Raw genomic sequence first — 18,736 nt, 5'->3', positions numbered from 1 at the left:
TCCGAAGGACTGCTAATACCTTCAAAATGTAGGGTTATTAATCATTATAAAAAGAGTAGAGCCAAGGCACATGGCCTTGGCTTTTTAATCAATTAGCGCTTAACAGCTTCTAATTTCCAAATGTTGTTCACGTAGTCTCTAATTGAACGGTCAGAGGTGAACTTACCAACCAAGGCGGTGTTCAATATGGCTTTCTTCGCCCAACCCGCTTGGTCTTTGTATTGTTTGCCCATATCTTCATGTGCTTGAACATAAGAAGCAAAATCAGCTAAACATAGGTATGGGTCACCACCATCTAGCAAGCTATCGAATGTTGCACGAAGTAGGCCTGGTTGACCTGGGGTGAACTCTTCGCCCGCAAGCAGGTCAAGCGATGCTTTCAGTAGAGGATCTGCGTGGTAGTAGTCGTAAGGGTTGTAACCTTGCGCTTTCACCGCTTGCACGCCTTCAACGTCTAGACCGAAGATGTAGATGTTTTCATCGCCAACTTCTTCACGAATCTCTACGTTCGCACCATCCATAGTACCGATAGTTAGTGCACCGTTTAGCGCCATCTTCATGTTACCCGTACCTGATGCTTCTTTGCCCGCTAGCGAGATTTGCTGAGAAACATCAGCCGCTGGAATGATGATTTCAGCCATGCTTACGCGGTAGTCTGGGATGAATACCACTTTCAGCTTGTTGCCAATGCGCGGATCGTTGTTGATCTTCTCAGCAACCTTGTTCACTGCGAAGATAATCTCTTTCGCTAGGTGGTAGCCTGGCGCTGCTTTCGCTGCGAAGAAACATACGCGTGGCGTACACTCAAAACCAGGTTCATTGATGATGCGGTGGTACAGAGACAAGATGTGTAGCAAGTCTAGATGCTGACGCTTGTACTCGTGCAGACGTTTGATTTGAACATCAAAGATAGCATTTGTATCTAGCTCGATGCCCATGTTCTCTTGAACCCAATCAGCTAGGCGCTGTTTGTTTTGCTTCTTAACTGCCATGAATTCCTGTTGGAACTTAGCGTCAGTTGCAAACTTAGCAATACCTTCTAACTGCTCAAGTTTTGCTGGCCACTCGCTGCCAATCTTGTCAGTGATCAGCTGAGACAGACCTGGGTTACAGAACTTCAACCAACGACGAGGCGTTACACCGTTTGTTACGTTAGTCAGTTTACCTGGGAAGATTTCGTTAAACTCAGGGAATAGGTCTTTCTTCACTAGCTCTGAGTGAAGCGCTGCTACACCGTTGACTTTATAAGAACCGATAACACAAAGGTTAGCCATGCGAACCATGCGGTTGAAACCTTCTTGGATGATAGACAGCTTCGCTTGCTTCTCACCATCACCAGGCCACATCTTACGTACTTCTTGTAGGAAGCGGTGGTTGATTTCAAAAATGATTTCCATATGACGAGGTAGTAGACGCTGAATCAGCGACTCTGGCCACGTTTCTAGTGCTTCTGGTAGTAGCGTGTGGTTAGTGTAGGCAAAAGTATTTGCACTGATATCCCACGCTTTATCCCAAGATAGACCTTTCTCGTCGATAAGGATGCGCATTAGCTCTGGGATAGCAATTGTTGGGTGCGTATCGTTAAGCTGAATTGTTTCTTGCTTAGGAAGATCAGCCAGCGCAAAACCTGCTTCTTCATGACGACGTAGAATGTCGCGTACCGATGCCGCCGAGTGGAAGTACTGCTGCATTAGACGCAGAGTTTTGCCTTTCTCGTGGTTATCATTCGGGTAGAGAACTTTAGTGATATTGCCCGCATCGATAAGAGCGTGCTGCGCTTCAAAGTAGTCGCCGTTGTTAAAGCTCGCTAGTGAGAATGGTGCAATTGCCTGACATTCCCAAAGACGTAGTGGGTAAACTGTATCTGACTCGTAACCCACGATTGGTAGATCCCAAGGCATTGCTTTTACGCTCATACCCGGTACCCATTTACGAACTTCTTTACCGTTCTCATGTGTTACTTCGACATGACCATAGAAGCCAATTTCTTGCGCAAGTTTAGGACGCGCGACTTCCCAAGGGTAGCCTTCAACACCGCGCCATGCGTCTGGTGCTTCTTGCTGACGACCTTCTTCGAACGATTGTTTAAACAGACCGTATTCGTAGTGTAGGCCGTAACCTACTGTTGGGTATTCTTGTGCAGCACACGAATCCATAAAACACGCTGCCAAACGACCTAGACCACCGTTACCCAGTGAAGGATCACGCTCTTCTTCAAGTAGGTCCGTTAGGTTTTGACCTAGTTCAGCCATCGCATCAGTGATTTGATCATATAGACCCATGCTGATTAGGTTGTTACCTGTCAGACGACCAATTAGGAATTCTAGAGATAAGTAGTTAACGCTTTTTGCGTTTTTGATTTTTGGATCTTGCTCGGTTTTAAGCAAGTCAAATGTTGTTAGTTCAGCAAGCGCTTTGCCCATAGCTAAATACCACTCACGCGCTGTCGCAGTCTCTTCAGTCTTAGCGTAAGTTGCTGAAAGGTGCTTCTTCACATCAGCTTGGAAAGTCGCTTTATCAAAATTTTTCTGTTGCGTAGGTTTCATTAGAGAAATCTCACTTATTGGTTCTAATCCATCTGTGCCATATCGTGCATTGACATGAACAGCAAAACATCCTCCCACAACACGGCAATTTGGGAGGAGGACGAAGGGCGTAGAGGGCGTATTACCAAGGGCTCAGTGATCTAACTCTCATTTAAATTCAACATCGTCTGAGCTCTGGTGATAGGGATCACGCCATCAACGCATTTAACCTATAACTGATGTATTAAAGATATGTGTAGAGGAACATAGTCAATTGAACAATATGCATACTCGGTCACAATAAGATTTGCTAGACGATGCAAATTACATGCTTTTTGGTGCAAGTGGGTGATCAAATCCCATTATTCACCCCACCAATAAGTGACAAGAATCACAAAAATAGGGCGTAGTTAGCATCAAAATGTGAATTACGCGAAAAACCCGCCGTCGATCAATAACTGTAGCGATTATTCTCAAGTAACATCCTTGCCAATAAGCTTAATTGCACAATATTTACTCAATTACGTACCAAGCTGATTGGAATTACGTGATCCTCTAAATATAGGGCACGGCATAGGGACAAAAAGATGTGGATTCCTTCGAAATTAACTCGCCCGGCTCGCTTACATAATGCGATTGTCCGACCACGAGTACTAGACCTTCTTCAACAAGCTCCATTTTACAAACTGGTCTTGTTTAGATCTCCTGCTGGCTATGGAAAAACCACGATGGCCGCCCAATGGCTATCAGATAAGTCACACGTAGGCTGGTACAGTATTGATGAGAGCGATAACGATTCATTCCGCTTCATCAACTACCTGCTACAAGCGCTCAATAAAGCGACGGATGGCAGTTGCCCGAATTCACAAAAGCTAGCGGAAAAGCGTCAATTCTCGTCGCTTCACTCATTGTTTGGCGAAGTCTTCACGGAAATGTCGAACTTCCATCAAGAGTGTTACTTGGTGCTAGACGACTACCACCTAATTTCAGAAGATGAAATTCACGAAGCGATGCGCTTCTTCCTCAAACATATGCCAGATAACGTCACTTTGGTTGTAACCAGCCGAGCAGCTCCACCACTTGGCACCGCTAACCTTCGTGTTCGCGATCTGATGATCGAAATTGGCGACGAGTTACTCGCGTTTGATACGGAAGAGACCACTCGATTCTTTAACCAACGAGTCGCGGACGGCATTGACGATGCAACGGCAAGTAATCTAAGAAACTATGTGGAAGGTTGGCCGTCAGCATTGCAACTTATCGCTCTGCAAGCCCAGCACCAGCATAAAACCTTAGCTCAATCAGCGGAATCTTTCTCTCAGTTTAATCACGCTCATCTATGGGATTACTTGGTTGAAGAGGTGTTTGATCTTCTCGACAAAGAAACGCGTCATTTCTTACTTCAATGTTCGGTACTCGATCATTTCAATGATCAGTTGGTCTGCGAGCTGACAGAGCGTGAAGATGCCCTTAGCATGATTGAGTCACTAAACCGATTCGGCCTGTTTATTCACCCGCTAGAGGGCGAGCAAAACTGGTATCGCTTCCACAACCTGTTTGCAGAATTTCTCGCTCACGAACGTACTGCGCGTATTCCTCAACAAGAGAAACAACTGCATCAAACAGCAGCAAAAGCTTGGTTGAAACTCTCTTCACCTCACCAAGCGTTGCGTCATGCTCAAGAAGCCAATAACAGCCAACTGACAGCGGATATCTTAAGCCAGTATGGTTGGAAGATGTTTAACGGCGGTGAGCTAATTACGCTAGAAAAAGCGATCAATACCCTCACCTCTGAGCAACTTTATAGCGAGCCTAAACTCTGCATGCTGCAAGCTTGGTTGGCTCAAAGCCAGCACAGATATAACGATGTCGGTGACTTATTGTCGAAAGCCGATGAGCAGATGCAGCAGCTAAACATTGTATTAAGTGCTAAAGAGCAGGGAGAGTTCAATGCTCTGCGTGCTCAGGTTGCGATTAACCAAGACGAACCAGAGAAAGCGCTCGAACTTGCTGAACTAGCACTGAGTCAAGTAGACAGTACGGTTTATCGCAGTCGCATCGTTGCAACCTCAGTGGTCGGTGAAGTTAACCACGTACTCGGGCATCTAAGCCGCGCCCTACCTATGATGCAACAAACAGAAAAGCTGGCTCGCCAATACCAAGTCTATCATCAGGCCTTGTGGGCAATGCTTCAGCAGAGTGAAATCCTCATTGCTCAAGGCTATGTTCAAGCGGCATATGAGGTACAGGATAATGCCTTCAAACTGATCGAAGAGCACCAATTACAGCAAGTGCCTCTGCATGAATTTTTGCTTCGCGTCCGAGCGCAAATTCTGTGGTGTTGGAACCGCTTAGATGAGGCAGAAGAGTGTGCCTACAAGGGTTTACATGTTCTAGGCGACCACAGTCCAAGTAAGCACTTACATAGCTACTCAATGTTGGCACGTATCGCAATTGGTCGTGGTGAACTCGATAAAGCGGGTAAGTTTATCGAGCAGATTGCTCACTTACTTAAACAGTCCACTTACCATGTTGACTGGACCGCCAACGCATCACTTTCGCTGATTCTGTTCTGGCAAGCTAGAGGCGATCTAGACTCCATTCAACAGTGGCTTGAAACCACAGTACGTCCTGAAACGGCATGCAATCACTTCACTCAACTGCAGTGGCGCAATATCGCTCGCGCGCAAATCGCTCTAGAGCAATATGCAGATGCAGGCAAAACACTTGAATTCTTACAGCAACAAGCGCAAGAAAACGAGTTGTTGACTGATACCAATCGAAACTTGATTGTTGAAGCGGTACTTGCCGTTTCTCAAGATGATGAAGAAACTGCACGTGAACACCTAAAACGCGCGTTGGAGTTAACCAATCAAACCGGTATGTTGGGTAATTTCCTCGTCGATGGCGCCAAGATTGGCCATATCTTAGAGAAACTTAACCAGAAAAGTGAACTCGGCGACTTAGAGCGCCATCGCGCACAGCAGTTGCTTAAAGATATTTCAACTACCCAACGCAGCAGCTCCGTTCACTTTGATGAAGAGTTTGTTGAAAAGCTAGTCAATCACCCAAATATCCCAGAGCTTGTTCGTACTAGCCCGCTAACTCAGCGTGAGTGGCAGGTGCTGGGGCTGATCTATTCTGGGTTTAGCAACGAACAGATTGCTCAAGAGCTCGATGTCGCCGGCACAACGATCAAAACGCATATTCGTAACCTATATCAGAAGCTCAATATTGCTAACCGCAAAGAAGCGATTAAAACCGCTGAAAACCTTCTGCAATTGATGGGTTATTAAGTGAGGATTTAAAGCACCTCTTACGTTCAAGAGGTGCTTTCCTATTATCTACTCTATAGGGCACTTTGTGGAGCAGCTAATGACAATTCCAGAAATTGCATTCAACCACCGTAAGGCAAACAATGCAGAGTTAGAGATTTTTGAACTAGAGAGCCTTTACCAGAGAAAAGGGCTACGTCACGATCCAACTGAACCTCACCGTGTTGCATTTTTTGCTTTGATTTTTATTCAAAAAGGCTCTGGTATTCACCACATCGACTTTGAACCCTACCCTTTTAAACCGGGTTCAATTCTGTTCGTCCAACGTGAACAAGTTCAGGCTTTCGACTTTAGTCAACAGCCGAAAGGCAAAATGCTGATTTTCACTCAAGCATTTCTCGACCAAGTCCATATCAATATGCGCTTGCCCAATTACACGCCTACGCATTTAAATCCGCACCACTCTCCTCTGCTCGATCTCGACGCAAATAGTAAAAGCCGAATAGATATATTGGTAGAGCAAATGCAACTAGAGATGAGGCAACCTAACCCTGATCCATTAATCGTTATGTATTTGTTTTCAGCCCTCGCACTCATTTTACATCGGTTAAGACCTGAAGTTCCTCAGGATAAGTTGTCTGACGAACAAAGCGCAAAGTTTGCGCGTTTTTTCGAACAACTTCAGGCCAACTTCCACAAAACACGTGACGCCAACTGGTACGCGCATCAACTAGGAACAACATACAAAACTCTCAATCTCACCTGCAAATCAGCAACGAACTTAACGGTAAAGCAATTGATCGACGCATTTGTCATTATCGAAATCAAACGTCGGTTAGTGGTGAACCAAGCAACATCTCAAAACCTTGCCTATGAATTTGGCTTTGAAGATGCAAGCAATTTCGTAAAGTTCTTTAAGAAGCATAGCCAAATGACACCGAGTCAATTTGCCAAGTACCACACAACTCCAAAATTGTGACCCCGTAAGCTTACGGGTTCGATATCTACCATTTTTTATCCTAAATGCACAATGATTTGCTAATTCGATATCCCTAACATGTTTCTCGAGCCAACATTGAGGTATATCAGAATGAAATTGTTAACTACATTAAAAACAACCACGCTTGTTGCAGCAGCAGTGAGTTTAAGTGCTTGCGCAACGCAATCCGAGTTAACCGAGCCAAGCCAGACGCAAAAAGCCGTTGCGGTTATCTCCAGTATTGAAACTGGTGACCAATCTGCAATTAGCTATATCAACCCAAACAAATACATCCAACATAACCTAGCTGTAGGTGATGGTTTAGCCGGGTTTGGCGAAGTATTGGCAGCGTTACCGAAAGGCAGTGCGAAGGCAAATGTAGTCCGAGCATTCGAAGATGGCGACTACGCTGTCACCCACACCGAATACAACTTTTTCGGCCCCAAAGTTGGTTTTGATGTGTTCCGCTTCGAAGATGGAAAAATCGTCGAACATTGGGATAACTTACAAAGCATTATGCCAATGAACCCAAGTGGTCGCACTCAGCTAGACGGACCAACACAACTACTAGATCTTGAGAAAACGGAACAGAATAAACAGCTCGTCACCGATTTTGTTCAGACCATCTTGATCGATGGCGACATGGCAAAAATCAATCACTTTATCGACAACGAAGATAGCGCCTATATTCAACACAATGCCATGGTAGCTGATGGTTTAAGTGGCTTGGGTAAAGCACTAACTGCGCTCGAAAAAGCTGGTACTCCAATGATTTACAATGTAAACCATAAGATTCTTGGACAAGGAAATTTCGTGCTATCCATCAGCGAGGGCGAGTTCCTAGGAAAACATACCTCATTCTACGACCTGTTTAGAGTGGAGAATGGCAAGATTGTAGAACACTGGGACGTCATAGAAGCTATCGCTCCTCAATCTCAGTGGAAGAACCAAAATGGTAAGTTTGGTTTCTAACAAAAAAAGCGCCATTGCGGCGCTTTTTTTAATTTCAAATCCCGATTAGAATTTTTTCGGTGCGTAACCTGTCATTACCTTAAGCTGTAGCTCTTTACCCAGCTTGGTCATTGGGTGAACCACAACAAGTCCCTTAACCGACTTCTTTAGCTTACCCATATCCGCTTGCTCTGCTTTGGTGATCTCGCGTGAAAATGGCATATCCAACAGACTCTTACGCTCTTTGTTCATATCGTAGCTCTGCTTGTGCTTCATTGAGTTAGCTTTCTTCGTCAGCTTGTCGATATCGTTGGTAAATTTAGTGATCATTTCTTGGTCACCACGGCCTTTGGCTGCCTCTAGTTTACGTTTGCAGTTATCTAGACGATTGTGGATGTTTTGTAGTTCTTGCTTAAGGCTCATGGTTACACTCATATAGAAACGGAAAAGGGCGGCGAGTGTAGCACAAGCCCACTCACTGCCCTAATTATAATCTTTCAAATCTACTTGTCGTGCTTTTGGTCGTACTTATTTACTGCAGTCTCAAGTAAATCAAAGTCAGCTTGGGCCAACAGGTTTTGTAGCGCCGAGAACTTTTGTTCTGGCCATTGATAAATCCCCATCTCTAGCAATTTTGCTATCTTCTCAGACTCAAAACGATACTTGATATGCTTAGCTGGATTACCGCCAACCACAGCATAAGGCTCAACATCTTTAGTCACTACGCTATTCGCAGCAACAACCGCGCCTTCACCAATAGTCACACCCGGCATGATCATCGCTCGCATACCGATCCAGACGCCATCGTGAATGATAGTGTCACCTTTGCTTTGATACGAGCGTTCGACATCTTCGAGAAACGGGTATAGACAAAACCAATCGACACGATGGTTATGGTTGCCCCCCATTAAGATAACGGCTTCAGCGGCAATACAAACATAATCGCCGATGTAAAGTTGGTCGATCTCCCACCTTGGCTCCCATTGTCTACTTATCTCATCCCCATGTAAGTAGCGGACAACAGACTCTTCAAACCCATTATCCCAGCAATCACTGTAATAGCTGTGGGTACCTTTAACATGGATGTTTTTGTTACTCACCACTTGATGAAGTAACTGAAATTTAGACCAATGTTTTTTAGTCATGACAAATTCCTCTGATTATTTAGGATTGCCACGGAACGAATTTTCGTGGCGTTGTTTACACGTTCAAACTAAACAACGCGTTTTGCACCCAAGGTTGCTTTAATAGTGGTTGAGCTTTCATGTTAAGACTCCTTTGTGCGCAAACTATAGGCCAAAGCTTAGAATTTATGTCAGTATTAAGTGAGTTTATTTATGTAAAAGAACAATAAGGAATGTTTATGCTTTTGCGCTTCGTGCTGCTGCCTTTGCTCGCTTTCTCAACTCACGCTTTTTCCGCTTCAGATAACATCACCATTCGTTATCTTCAGCCGGACAATAACGCGGAAGCTAAATTAAAATCAGAGATTGAGCAAAGTGGCGTCAACCAAACTCTCATTGACCTATCTGACGACCTCTTTCCTTTCAACAAAACACTCACCATAGAGTATGGCAGCGAAGATGGACCACTGTACGATCCGGAAAAGCATGTTGTGCAGATGCCGTATCACTTTTATCAAGAGGCGTTAGAGTACTTTAAAAACAACAAATATGAAGAAAAGTACGGTAAATCTGCGGAGCTTGGAGCGATAGATACCGTACTGCACACCTTGCTTCACGAAGCTGGCCACGCCTATATTGCCGATCAGAACATCCCTATTTTGGGCAAAGAAGAAGATGCAGTAGATAACTTTGCTGCCGTGATGATGATTGAATACGTTGAGAACGGTGAAGATGCCGCCATCAGTGCTGCGGATATGTTTGCTTTTGAGTCAGAAGACAAACCTGATTACTATGAGTTTGGCGAGTACATTGATGAACACAGCTTCGACTTGCAACGCTACTTTTCAACGCTTTGTTTAGTCTACGGCAGCAACCCAGAAAAACATCAGAACCTGCTCGACGAAGTGGAAAACGACTACCTTGCCGATCGTAAAGACTTCTGCGTGTTCCAATACCAGAACATCGCCCAAAATTGGCACAACTATTTAAATGTAGAAGTGGCTGATCAATAAGTTAGAAAACGTCGTAGGTCGTAGAAAGCTAAAAAGGAGCCCATATGCCAACACTCACTCTCTTCTACGACGGTCACTGCCCACTTTGCGTTAAAGAAATGAACAAACTCAAAGGGTACGACACACATTCTCAACTGCTTCTCGTCGATACACACTCACCTATGTTCGACAACTATCCTGATATTGATGCACAGAAAGCCGCGAAAATATTGCACGCGGTTGACGAGCAAGACACGCTACTTTTAGGGCTCGACGCGATTCACTGCGCATGGAAGCTAGTTGGAAAAGGCTGGCTTTACGCTCCACTCAGATGGCCGTTGATTAGACCCATTGCAGACTGGGCTTACATCAAATTCGCCGACAATCGATACCAGATCTCTAAGTTATTGACCGGAAAGGCTAAGTGCGACAACGGTCAATGTTTTCGCTAGATTCTACTAACGTCTAACTCATAAGACCTATAAACCCTTCAAGAATCACAGCCATTTGCCGATAAATTGGCTAATCTTATATTTATAAACTTTTGGTCTATAAGCATGATTCCAATAACCAAGCTCTCATCTTAGAAGATTAAGTGCAACGTTTTGTCTCTGAGTTGGGAAGCCATTATTACTAAAACAGGATGTTTGTATGAGTCTTACTATTCGTAGCCGCCTCTACATTTTGGCACTGGTCCCGCTGCTAGTCATTGCATTAGGTATGCTGAGTTTTACCTATATGAAAACCACACAGCTCAATGAGCAGCAGATAGAAGTTACCCGCACTAACATGATGAACATGAAAAAAGCGGAACTGAAAAACTACCTTCAAATGGCAAAATCAGCCGTTCAACCTTTTCTTGATAAAGGAGCCACATTAGAAGAGGCTTATCCGACATTGAAAACGCTTGAATACGGCAAAACAGGTTATGTATTTGGCTACGATTCCAAAGGGATACGTCGTGTACAGGGGCAAAGCGGTAAAGGGATTGGAGAAAGTTACTGGAATCTGCAAGATAAGCAAGGTAACTATCTGATTCAAGATCTTATTCGTAACGCTAAAACAGGCGAGTTTACCACCTACTACTTCCCAAAACCGGGAGAAACGGAAGCACTGCCAAAACTTAGTTACTCTATATACATTCCTGAGTGGGACTTGATGTTAGGGACGGGGTTCTATACCGACGACATCGACGCCATTATTACTGAAATGGAAAATGCTACCACCAGCGCACTACAAACCACACTATCAGCCATTATTGTGTTCTGCTTGGTCATTGCAGGTATTGTTGCTGTCTTCGCTGTTGCAGTGAACCGTACAATTATGAAGCCTCTAGAAATGTTCGACGAATCAATTAGCTCATTCGCTAGTGGTGACGCGGATTTAACCGCGCGTATGGATGATTTCAAAGCACCTGAATTCTCGCAACTCAGTAAGAACTTCAATGCCTTCGTTGCAAGCCTACAAACCATTATCAGTAGCGTCAGTAATGTGGGACAACAAGTGGTTTCCGAGACCAACAACATGTCGATGCGCGCTGCAAAAGTTGATGAACTAGCAACAGGGCAACGTGAAGAGACAGAGCAAGTCGCTACCGCGATGACAGAGATGACAACCACCGCTGGTGAAATTTCAAATAACGCCAGCCAAGCTGCCGATTCTGCCAAAGAAGCTGACGATAACGCTAAAGAAGCACAAGGCATTGTTAATTCAGCGGCTCAGTCTGTTGAAGCGCTAGCAGAAGAAGTCTCGCAGGCAAGTGGAGTAATTTCTCGCTTAGAGGGTGACGTGCAAAACATTTCGTCTTCTCTTGAGGTGATTCAAGATATTGCCGAACAGACTAACCTGTTAGCACTGAACGCAGCGATTGAGGCAGCTCGTGCAGGCGAACAAGGTCGCGGCTTTGCCGTGGTTGCTGATGAAGTACGTAAACTAGCAAGTCGCACACAAGACAGTACTGGTGAAATCCATAAAATGATTGAGCAGTTAAAAGCCGCCTCTGATGATGCAGTAAAAGCCATGGAATCAAGCCAAAGACGTGGCGCTAGCACAGTGGAAGAAGCCAATGCCGCAGCTCAGGCGCTGATTCAAATCCAAGAATCTATCGGCACTATCATGGATATGAACTCGCTAATTGCAACCGCGACAGAGGAACAAAGCTTAGTCGGCCAAGAAATTTCACAACGTATTGTGGTGATCTCTGATCAAAGTTCTCAATCGGCTGAACTGGCCAATGAAAACCGCTCGGGCAGCCAAGAGCTCAACCATAGAGCGAACGAACTATACGAGTTGGTTGACCGCTTTACTGTTTAAAACAGATCGTAAAAAAACGCCCTAATCCATACGGTTAGGGCGTTTTTTTACATCTCAATTAGCCGCTTTTAATTACCACCAAAACAGAGGTATTTCACATCCATATACTCATCAATCCCTTGCTTGGCACCTTCTCGACCAATCCCTGATTGCTTAACGCCACCAAACGGAGCCGCTTCTGTCGAAATAATCCCTTCATTGATACCCACCATCCCATATTGCAACGCTTCGGCTATTTTCCAGACTCGGTGAATATTCTGACTATAGAAGTAGGCAGCCAATCCATAGATAGTATCGTTAGCCATCTCTATCAATTGTTCGTCACTGTCAAAAGAAATCACCGGGGCGACAGGCCCAAAGATTTCTTGATGCACGATATCCATACTATGCGAGACACCTTTTATCACCAGTGGCTGCATAAACAGCCCATCTAACGACTGCAATGGAGTCACAGGGATCGCACCTTGTTCAATCGCCCCATCTATCAAGGTTTGGATGTTCTGTTTTGCTGCTTCACTGATGACTGGGCCTATAGTGACTCCAGACTCTAAACCATTGCCTACCGTTAGTTTTTGAACCTCTGCATCAAACTTAGCAACAAACTGCTCATACACATTGTTATGTACATAGAAGCGGTTCGCACACACACAAGTTTGACCTGCATTGCGAAACTTAGAGGCCATTGCCCCTGCGACTGCAGCGTCAATATCGGCATCTTCAAAGACAATAAATGGCGCATTACCTCCTAGCTCCATTGAAGTGCGCTTAACATCATGAGCACTCTGCTGCATCAAAATACTACCGACCTGAGTTGAACCAGTAAAAGAGAGCTTACGAATCAAAGGGTGAGAGGTAAAGATCGCTCCCACTGCTTTAGGGTCAGAACCAAGCACAACTTGCAACACATCGCGTGGAATTCCCGCTTGATACGCGAGCTCTGCCACCGCAAACGCACACAAAGGTGTTAGCTCTGAAGGCTTAACAATAAAACTGCAACCTGCCGCTAAAGCAGGGGCAGCTTTACGTGTGATCATTGCGATTGGAAAGTTCCAAGGTGTAATTGCGCAAGCGACACCTACTGGCTGCTTGATGGTCACTAGGCGCTTGTCTTGACTAGGCGCAGGAATCGTCTCACCGTAAGTACGTTTCGCTTCTTCTGCAAACCATTCGACGAAGCTCGCACCATATAGCACTTCACCTTGGGCCTCAGTAATAGGCTTACCTTGCTCCAAAGTCATTAATCTTGCTAAATCATCTTTGTTATCTAACAGCAATCGGAACCACTGTTGCAGCAAATTCGAGCGAGCCTTAGCAGGTAGCATCGCCCACTCTTTTTGAGCGCTATGTGCTCTCTCTATACCGGCAACTATATCTTGCTCAGTGGATATAGGTGCAAAGCCTAAACTTTCACCCGTAGCAGGGTTTGTGACCTCAAGACCTTGGTCATTATTTGCTGCCATAAATGAGACAAGGCTCTGATTAGTGAGTAACTGCATGGTAATTCCTTATGGATAAGCGCGTAGTCCTTACTATCTATCATACTGCACTTGGCTTTTACGTCAGCTAAACGTAAATAGCATTTACTGTTTTTGATAATATAAATTGCGTAAAAAGCCCTATCAGATATTGATAGGGCAGATCTTTTACTCGTGCGCTGTTTTTATTACGAAAGGTCTCTGTACATTCAACGCTGTATTCATTAAATACTGGCTCCCGGTAAGTTGGGGTAATCGGTATAGCCAACTTCATTTCCACCAAATAGGGTTGAACCATCAAGCTCTGCTAACGGATGCCTGTGTTTTAAGCGTTCAACCAAATCCGGATTAGAGACAAACGGACGCCCAAATGCGACCAGATCGGCATAACCTTTCTCAAGCACTTCATTCGCGCGTTCTAGGGTATAACTTCCCGCGACGATAATGGTATTGGTGAAATACTCGCGTAGCTCAATACGGAAACTTTCTGGTATCACAGGGGCATCACCCCAATCCGCTTCCGACAAATGTAAGTAGGCAATGTTTCTTTGCTGAAGCTGTTTCGCTGCCTGCAAAATTGTTGGCACAATATCTGGGCAATTCATATCTTTAAAAGTAATAAAGGGAGCCAACCTCACACCAATGCGACTTGCACCGATAGCAGCACTGACTGCATCGACAACATCGAGTAAAAAGCGCAGGCGATTTTCTCTGCTACCTCCATAGGTGTCTGTACGATGATTGGAGTTGGTTCGCAAGAACTGGTCGATAAGATAGCCATTGCCGCCATGAATTTCGACACCATCAAAGCCTGCTTCAACTGCCCGCTTCGCCGCATTGGCAAAATCTTGAACCACGCGATCAATGTCCTTTTGCGTCATAGCTCTTGGCTCAACGCAGTCCACCATATTGCCGTTACCCTGCTCGTCGGCAATCCAGACTTGCGTTTCCACTGGCTTTAATGCCGAAGGGGCTATTGGCAACTCACTGTTTTGAAACACAGGATGTGAAACTCGACCAACATGCCAAAGCTGACAAAACATTGCCGCGCCTTGCTGCTTAACGTCTTGAGTAATTTGTTTCCAACCAGCAACTTGCTCATCGGTATAAACCCCTGGGGTAAATGAGTAACCTTGCGAGTCATCTGAGATTTGAGTCGCTTCGGAGATAATCAGTCCAGCACTGGCTCGTTGTTTATAGTAAGTCCCCATCATCTGATTAGGAATATTGCCCGGCTGACTGGTTCGCGCCCGAGTCATTGGTGCCATTGCAACACGATTTTTCAGATTAACGGATTGAAGCTGAATTGGTTGAAAGAGTTTACTCATGATGAGTTCCTTATCATTGGGACAGCCAGACAACTGTTCTGGCTGCGATTACTGAGGGGATTGGTCAGATTAATTAGTGACACTAACGGGTTGCGGATTCTCTCCACGGTTGGCTTTGGCAATAAACAGCAAACCGATGAGTGGAACAATGATGGCGGCATAAGGAATCATGCTTGCTCCCAATTGACTATCTAGAACCATCCCTCCTAAGAATCCGCCAAATGCATTAGCTAGGTTGAAAGCAGAGATATTGGCTGTTGCGGCCAGCTCTTGGCCCTCACCACCGTGATTCATCACTCGAAGCTGCATTGCAGGTACATTGGCGAACGAAGCGATACCAAACACAAAGGCTGTGGCAACAAACATTACTTTGCTTTCGACAGCCACCCCCACAAGCAGCAAAGATACAATCATGGCTAGGGCCCAAAACATTGAGGCCTTTTGTAAGTTTTTGTCTGACGAACGACCGCCCATGGTGTTACCGACAATCAAACCCACACCGACAATGACCAGAATCCAAGTCACTGCGCTTTCACCAAAGCCTGTTATGTGCATTGCAATAGGAGCTAGGTAACCATACAGAGTCATAAAGCCAGACCAAGCAAATACTGTGATTGCTAAGCTAATAATAAGCATGGGATTTTTGAATGCAGCTAACTGCGCCTTCACATCCTTCGCTTCACCGTGACCTGTCGACTTAATGACAGAAGTGATGAAGAACAGTGCGACGAATCCAAATGCAGCCACGGTCAGGAATGTGGTGTGCCAGCCGAACTGTAAGCCAATCCAAGTCCCTCCAGGAACACCTAGCACGTTTGCCAAAGTTAAGCCTGCAAACATCTGTCCAACAGCGCGCCCTGCCATTTTCTCTGAAACCAGATTCCTCGCAACAACTGCACCAATACCATAGAAAGGACCTTGAACCAGACCAGTAATAACCCGGCTTATCATCAGAGTTAGATAATTCGGCGCAAAAGCTGACAACACGTTACCCGCGATAAACAGAACCATAAGCCCTGCGAGTACCATTTTCTTGTTGAATCTGGCGAGATAAATCGTGAGCAATGGCCCACCAAATACAATCGCAAGCGCATATGCACTAATCAGGTAACCAGCTTGTCCCTCAGAAATGGATAGCGAATGTGCGACCTGAGGCAGTATGCCAGCAATAACAAACTCGGCAGTGCCGATAGCAAAAGCTGCAAGTGTTAAGATCCATACCTGCAGCGGCATTTTTTCTTTATTCATTGGAATATCTCTATTGAAATCGAATGGGGAACTTAGGTACCAACGACTCTTAGTGGCTGATACCTAGTACTCGCGGAATGAATCAACCCAGCAACGCGCCGCCATCGACGTCAAGCACGGCACCTGTCATGTAGGTGTTTTGAATCGCAAACTGGTAAACCGCCGCTACATCGCTCGCTTCTCCGACCTTGCCAACAGGCAGGCTTTGTTGCGTTCTTTCGTACATAGCATTTCTATCTGCTTCAGCCATGCCTTGATATGCCTCGGTTTTCGTTAATCCTGGGCTGACAACATTGACCCGAATCGGAGCCAGTTCTTTCGCTAATACTTTTGCCGTCGCTTCCATTGCTGCATTGATCGCGGTTTTTACATAGGTATTGGCGACGACTTTGCGCGACAACATGCCGGAAGTAAGGGTGATAGAGCCGCCTTTCTTAACAAAACGAGCACCGTGTTTTGCCGCATTTATTGCTCCCCAGAATTTAGTATCAAAAGCGTACTTGGCTTGGGAAACCTCAACGTCTACTACCTTGCCAGCCGGAGCATAAGATCCCGCAGTGACGATAAGATGGTCAAAAGCGCCTATCGTTTCGAAGTAATGGTAAACCGCCTGCTCATCGCTAATATCGAGTCCTGTCTTACGACTGGCTACATGTACGATGCTGTTATCACTGGCTAATTGTTTAGCGAGCTCCGCACCAATACCTGATGTTCCACCGAGGACAACGTATACCGTTTTGTCTGCTTTCATGACTTATTGCTCCAATCTTGTTTCGATGAGGCCAGTATATTGATTGGATTGGATTTGATAATTGAGTAATATTTGAATTGATTATTCAGCCATACCGAATAATAAAGGAGAGAAAGGTGGACAAGTTTTCCGATATGACACTGTTTGTCAGCATTATCAAAAATCAGGGGCTAGCGGCCGCTGGGAGAGAGCTCGGCCTATCACCTGCAACGGTGACGGCAAGATTGCAAGCATTAGAAGATCGTTATGGCGTTAAACTGCTCAATCGAAGTACTCGGCACATCTCATTGACTGATTCGGGCGCTATGTATCATCAGGCTTGCCTTGAAATCATCGACAGCGTCAAAGAAACAGAGAACTTGCTTCAAACGGGTATCAAAGAAGTACGCGGGACATTAAAAATTTCCGCACCAAGAGACATAGGTAAACAATACATCTCACCGATGTTATCTGAGTTTAGCGAACTGTATCCAGAAGTGATTCCCTACCTCTATCTGAATGATAACTTGTCTAACTTGGCGGAGTCTGGATTGGATATCGTGATTCGTTATGGAGAACTTGCAGATAGCAATCTTATCTCTCGCAAGCTAGCACCAAGTCGACGAGTGCTTTGTGCCTCTCCAACTTACTTAGCTAAGAAAGGGACACCTATCACCCCGCAAGATTTAGCCCATCATGACTGTTTAGCTATGGTGCGAAGTAATGAAGAGCTCAAAACGTGGCACTTTCAAGACGAAGACAAACACAATGCGATTACTGTAGTGCCAAAACGCTTTTCTGATGATGGTGAAGTCATTCGTCAGTGGGCACTCGATGGCGCAGGTATTGCGCTGAAATCGATTCTTGACGTGCAAGAAGACATCAAACAGCAACGTTTAGTGACGCTGTTGAACGGCTATATGAAGAACTTCAATGCCTCAACCTCTTCGGCTGGCGCAGACTTAAATGTTATCTATTTAAGCAGGCAGTACCAACCAAAACGAATCCGACTGTTTATTGATTTTTTGATTGAGAAATTTCAGCCTTCTAGCTAGTTGTCTTAAGGCGACGACTTAGCTCTCCTGGGGTGGTTAGCACAAATGCCTTAAACTCTCTGGTCATATGCGCTTGATCCGAGAAACCATGTTCAAATGCGAAATCTGCAAGCGAGACATCTGGGTTTTCTCTCAGTTTACTCAAGCTGGAATGGACTCTACGCAACCTTTGAAAATATTTGGGGCTCATTCCGAGCCACTGGCGAAACCTGCGCTCGACTTGCCTTTGATTGTATGGAAACTGCTCTCCAATTTTCCCTTGTGTCGCTAACTTGATTAGCATCGCTCGCTTAGCAAAATCCGCTTCCAAAGGAAGTATTTGCTGTTCACACCATCGGTAAAGTGTCGTGAGATGTCTACTTTGATTTTGCTCGGACAATTGCTCATGAAGTGCCATAAGTACAGACATAATCTGCGTATCATTGTTAATAAATGACGGTAACATCATCCCTGGCTGAAAACGAATTCCACATAGCAGGGCGCCATGATAAAGCTCAATAATTTGAGTTCTGTGATTGTATTTTTGAACAATAATTGGATCACTTATCGGTGTATTTGATAGGCAAACTTCACCTCTCAACAGCAAGGTCAATCCAGAACCACCATCACAATACAATGGTTTCTTAATAACGCCACGCTGCCCACCCGTGACGTTTACCGACCATATCGCTTGAATATGGTCGGATAACTTGCCCCGCGGTTTAAAAATCCGAAAATCCATTTCGTTATTAAATTCTCCTC

The 18,736-nt window shown here is 45.1% G+C and carries 15 protein-coding genes; 7 read left to right on the top strand and 8 right to left on the bottom strand.

Going from position 1 to position 18,736, the window contains the following annotated elements; translation table 11 throughout:
• Positions 1–92: 92 nt before the first annotated feature.
• Positions 93–2,546 carry a glycogen/starch/alpha-glucan phosphorylase gene (locus tag AC6R00_RS08175; protein WP_004743947.1) on the bottom strand — a complete coding sequence of 818 codons (2,454 nt, stop codon included), beginning with the start codon at positions 2,544–2,546 and terminating at the stop codon, positions 93–95.
• 566 nt (positions 2,547–3,112) lie between these two features.
• Here AC6R00_RS08175 and malT point away from each other — a divergent pair.
• The 3 genes from malT to AC6R00_RS08160 all read left to right on the top strand — a co-directional run bounded on the left by malT (position 3,113) and on the right by AC6R00_RS08160 (position 7,751).
• Positions 3,113–5,821 (top strand): HTH-type transcriptional regulator MalT, encoded by a 2,709-nt coding sequence (gene malT / locus AC6R00_RS08170; RefSeq protein WP_500639998.1) that lies wholly within the window; start codon positions 3,113–3,115, stop codon positions 5,819–5,821.
• Positions 5,822–5,900: 79 nt separating this feature from the next.
• Positions 5,901–6,779: an AraC family transcriptional regulator gene (locus AC6R00_RS08165; protein WP_500639997.1), complete on the top strand. Its 879-nt coding sequence runs from the start codon at positions 5,901–5,903 to the stop codon at positions 6,777–6,779.
• Positions 6,780–6,890: 111 nt separating this feature from the next.
• Positions 6,891–7,751, top strand: a complete 861-nt coding sequence (locus AC6R00_RS08160; RefSeq protein ID WP_500639996.1) for a nuclear transport factor 2 family protein — start codon at positions 6,891–6,893, stop codon at positions 7,749–7,751.
• Positions 7,752–7,796: 45 nt separating this feature from the next.
• Here AC6R00_RS08160 and AC6R00_RS08155 read toward each other — a convergent pair whose 3' ends face one another.
• Together AC6R00_RS08155 and AC6R00_RS08150 are read right to left on the bottom strand one after the other, a co-directional pair.
• Complete coding sequence (locus AC6R00_RS08155) at positions 7,797–8,153, bottom strand: YibL family ribosome-associated protein (protein ID WP_004743013.1); 357 nt, start codon at positions 8,151–8,153, stop codon at positions 7,797–7,799.
• Positions 8,154–8,233: 80 nt separating this feature from the next.
• Entirely contained in the window at positions 8,234–8,875 is a 642-nt protein-coding gene (locus tag AC6R00_RS08150) for a CatB-related O-acetyltransferase (RefSeq protein WP_500639995.1), read from the bottom strand.
• 218 nt (positions 8,876–9,093) lie between these two features.
• On the opposite strand from AC6R00_RS08150, the gene AC6R00_RS08145 reads away from it, so the two are divergent.
• The 3 genes from AC6R00_RS08145 to AC6R00_RS08135 all read left to right on the top strand — a co-directional run bounded on the left by AC6R00_RS08145 (position 9,094) and on the right by AC6R00_RS08135 (position 12,159).
• Positions 9,094–9,867 carry a DUF4344 domain-containing metallopeptidase gene (locus AC6R00_RS08145; protein WP_500639994.1) on the top strand — a complete coding sequence of 258 codons (774 nt, stop codon included), beginning with the start codon at positions 9,094–9,096 and terminating at the stop codon, positions 9,865–9,867.
• Between the two features lie 44 nt (positions 9,868–9,911).
• Positions 9,912–10,298, top strand: coding sequence for a thiol-disulfide oxidoreductase DCC family protein (locus tag AC6R00_RS08140; protein WP_500639993.1), 387 nt, complete (start codon positions 9,912–9,914; stop codon positions 10,296–10,298).
• 199 nt (positions 10,299–10,497) lie between these two features.
• A complete protein-coding gene (locus AC6R00_RS08135; RefSeq protein WP_500639992.1) occupies positions 10,498–12,159 on the top strand; it encodes a methyl-accepting chemotaxis protein in 1,662 nt (553 codons plus the stop codon).
• 68 nt (positions 12,160–12,227) lie between these two features.
• Here AC6R00_RS08135 and AC6R00_RS08130 read toward each other — a convergent pair whose 3' ends face one another.
• The 4 genes from AC6R00_RS08130 to AC6R00_RS08115 form a co-directional block, all read right to left on the bottom strand.
• The gene (locus tag AC6R00_RS08130) at positions 12,228–13,655 is read right to left on the bottom strand and encodes an NAD-dependent succinate-semialdehyde dehydrogenase (RefSeq protein ID WP_500639991.1); all 1,428 of its coding nucleotides are present in this window, start codon (positions 13,653–13,655) and stop codon (positions 12,228–12,230) included.
• 203 nt (positions 13,656–13,858) lie between these two features.
• Positions 13,859–14,962 (bottom strand): alkene reductase, encoded by a 1,104-nt coding sequence (locus tag AC6R00_RS08125; RefSeq protein ID WP_500639990.1) that lies wholly within the window; start codon positions 14,960–14,962, stop codon positions 13,859–13,861.
• A gap of 69 nt (positions 14,963–15,031) precedes the next feature.
• The gene (locus tag AC6R00_RS08120; protein WP_500639989.1) at positions 15,032–16,210 is read right to left on the bottom strand and encodes an MFS transporter; all 1,179 of its coding nucleotides are present in this window, start codon (positions 16,208–16,210) and stop codon (positions 15,032–15,034) included.
• A gap of 82 nt (positions 16,211–16,292) precedes the next feature.
• Positions 16,293–16,961 carry an SDR family oxidoreductase gene (locus AC6R00_RS08115; protein WP_500639988.1) on the bottom strand — a complete coding sequence of 223 codons (669 nt, stop codon included), beginning with the start codon at positions 16,959–16,961 and terminating at the stop codon, positions 16,293–16,295.
• Between the two features lie 116 nt (positions 16,962–17,077).
• On the opposite strand from AC6R00_RS08115, the gene AC6R00_RS08110 reads away from it, so the two are divergent.
• Positions 17,078–17,995, top strand: a complete 918-nt coding sequence (locus AC6R00_RS08110; RefSeq protein WP_500639987.1) for a LysR family transcriptional regulator — start codon at positions 17,078–17,080, stop codon at positions 17,993–17,995.
• Here AC6R00_RS08110 and AC6R00_RS08105 read toward each other — a convergent pair.
• Positions 17,988–18,716 carry an AraC family transcriptional regulator gene (locus tag AC6R00_RS08105; RefSeq protein WP_500639986.1) on the bottom strand — a complete coding sequence of 243 codons (729 nt, stop codon included), beginning with the start codon at positions 18,714–18,716 and terminating at the stop codon, positions 17,988–17,990. The genes AC6R00_RS08110 and AC6R00_RS08105 overlap by 8 nt on opposite strands.
• Between the last annotated feature and the right edge of the window lie 20 nt (positions 18,717–18,736).

The sequence above is a fragment of the Vibrio sp. R10-SF1-ISO8 genome (genome assembly GCF_059833805.1).
The sequence above is the reverse complement of the archived record's forward strand: the minus strand, read 5'-3'. Positions and strand labels throughout refer to the sequence as shown.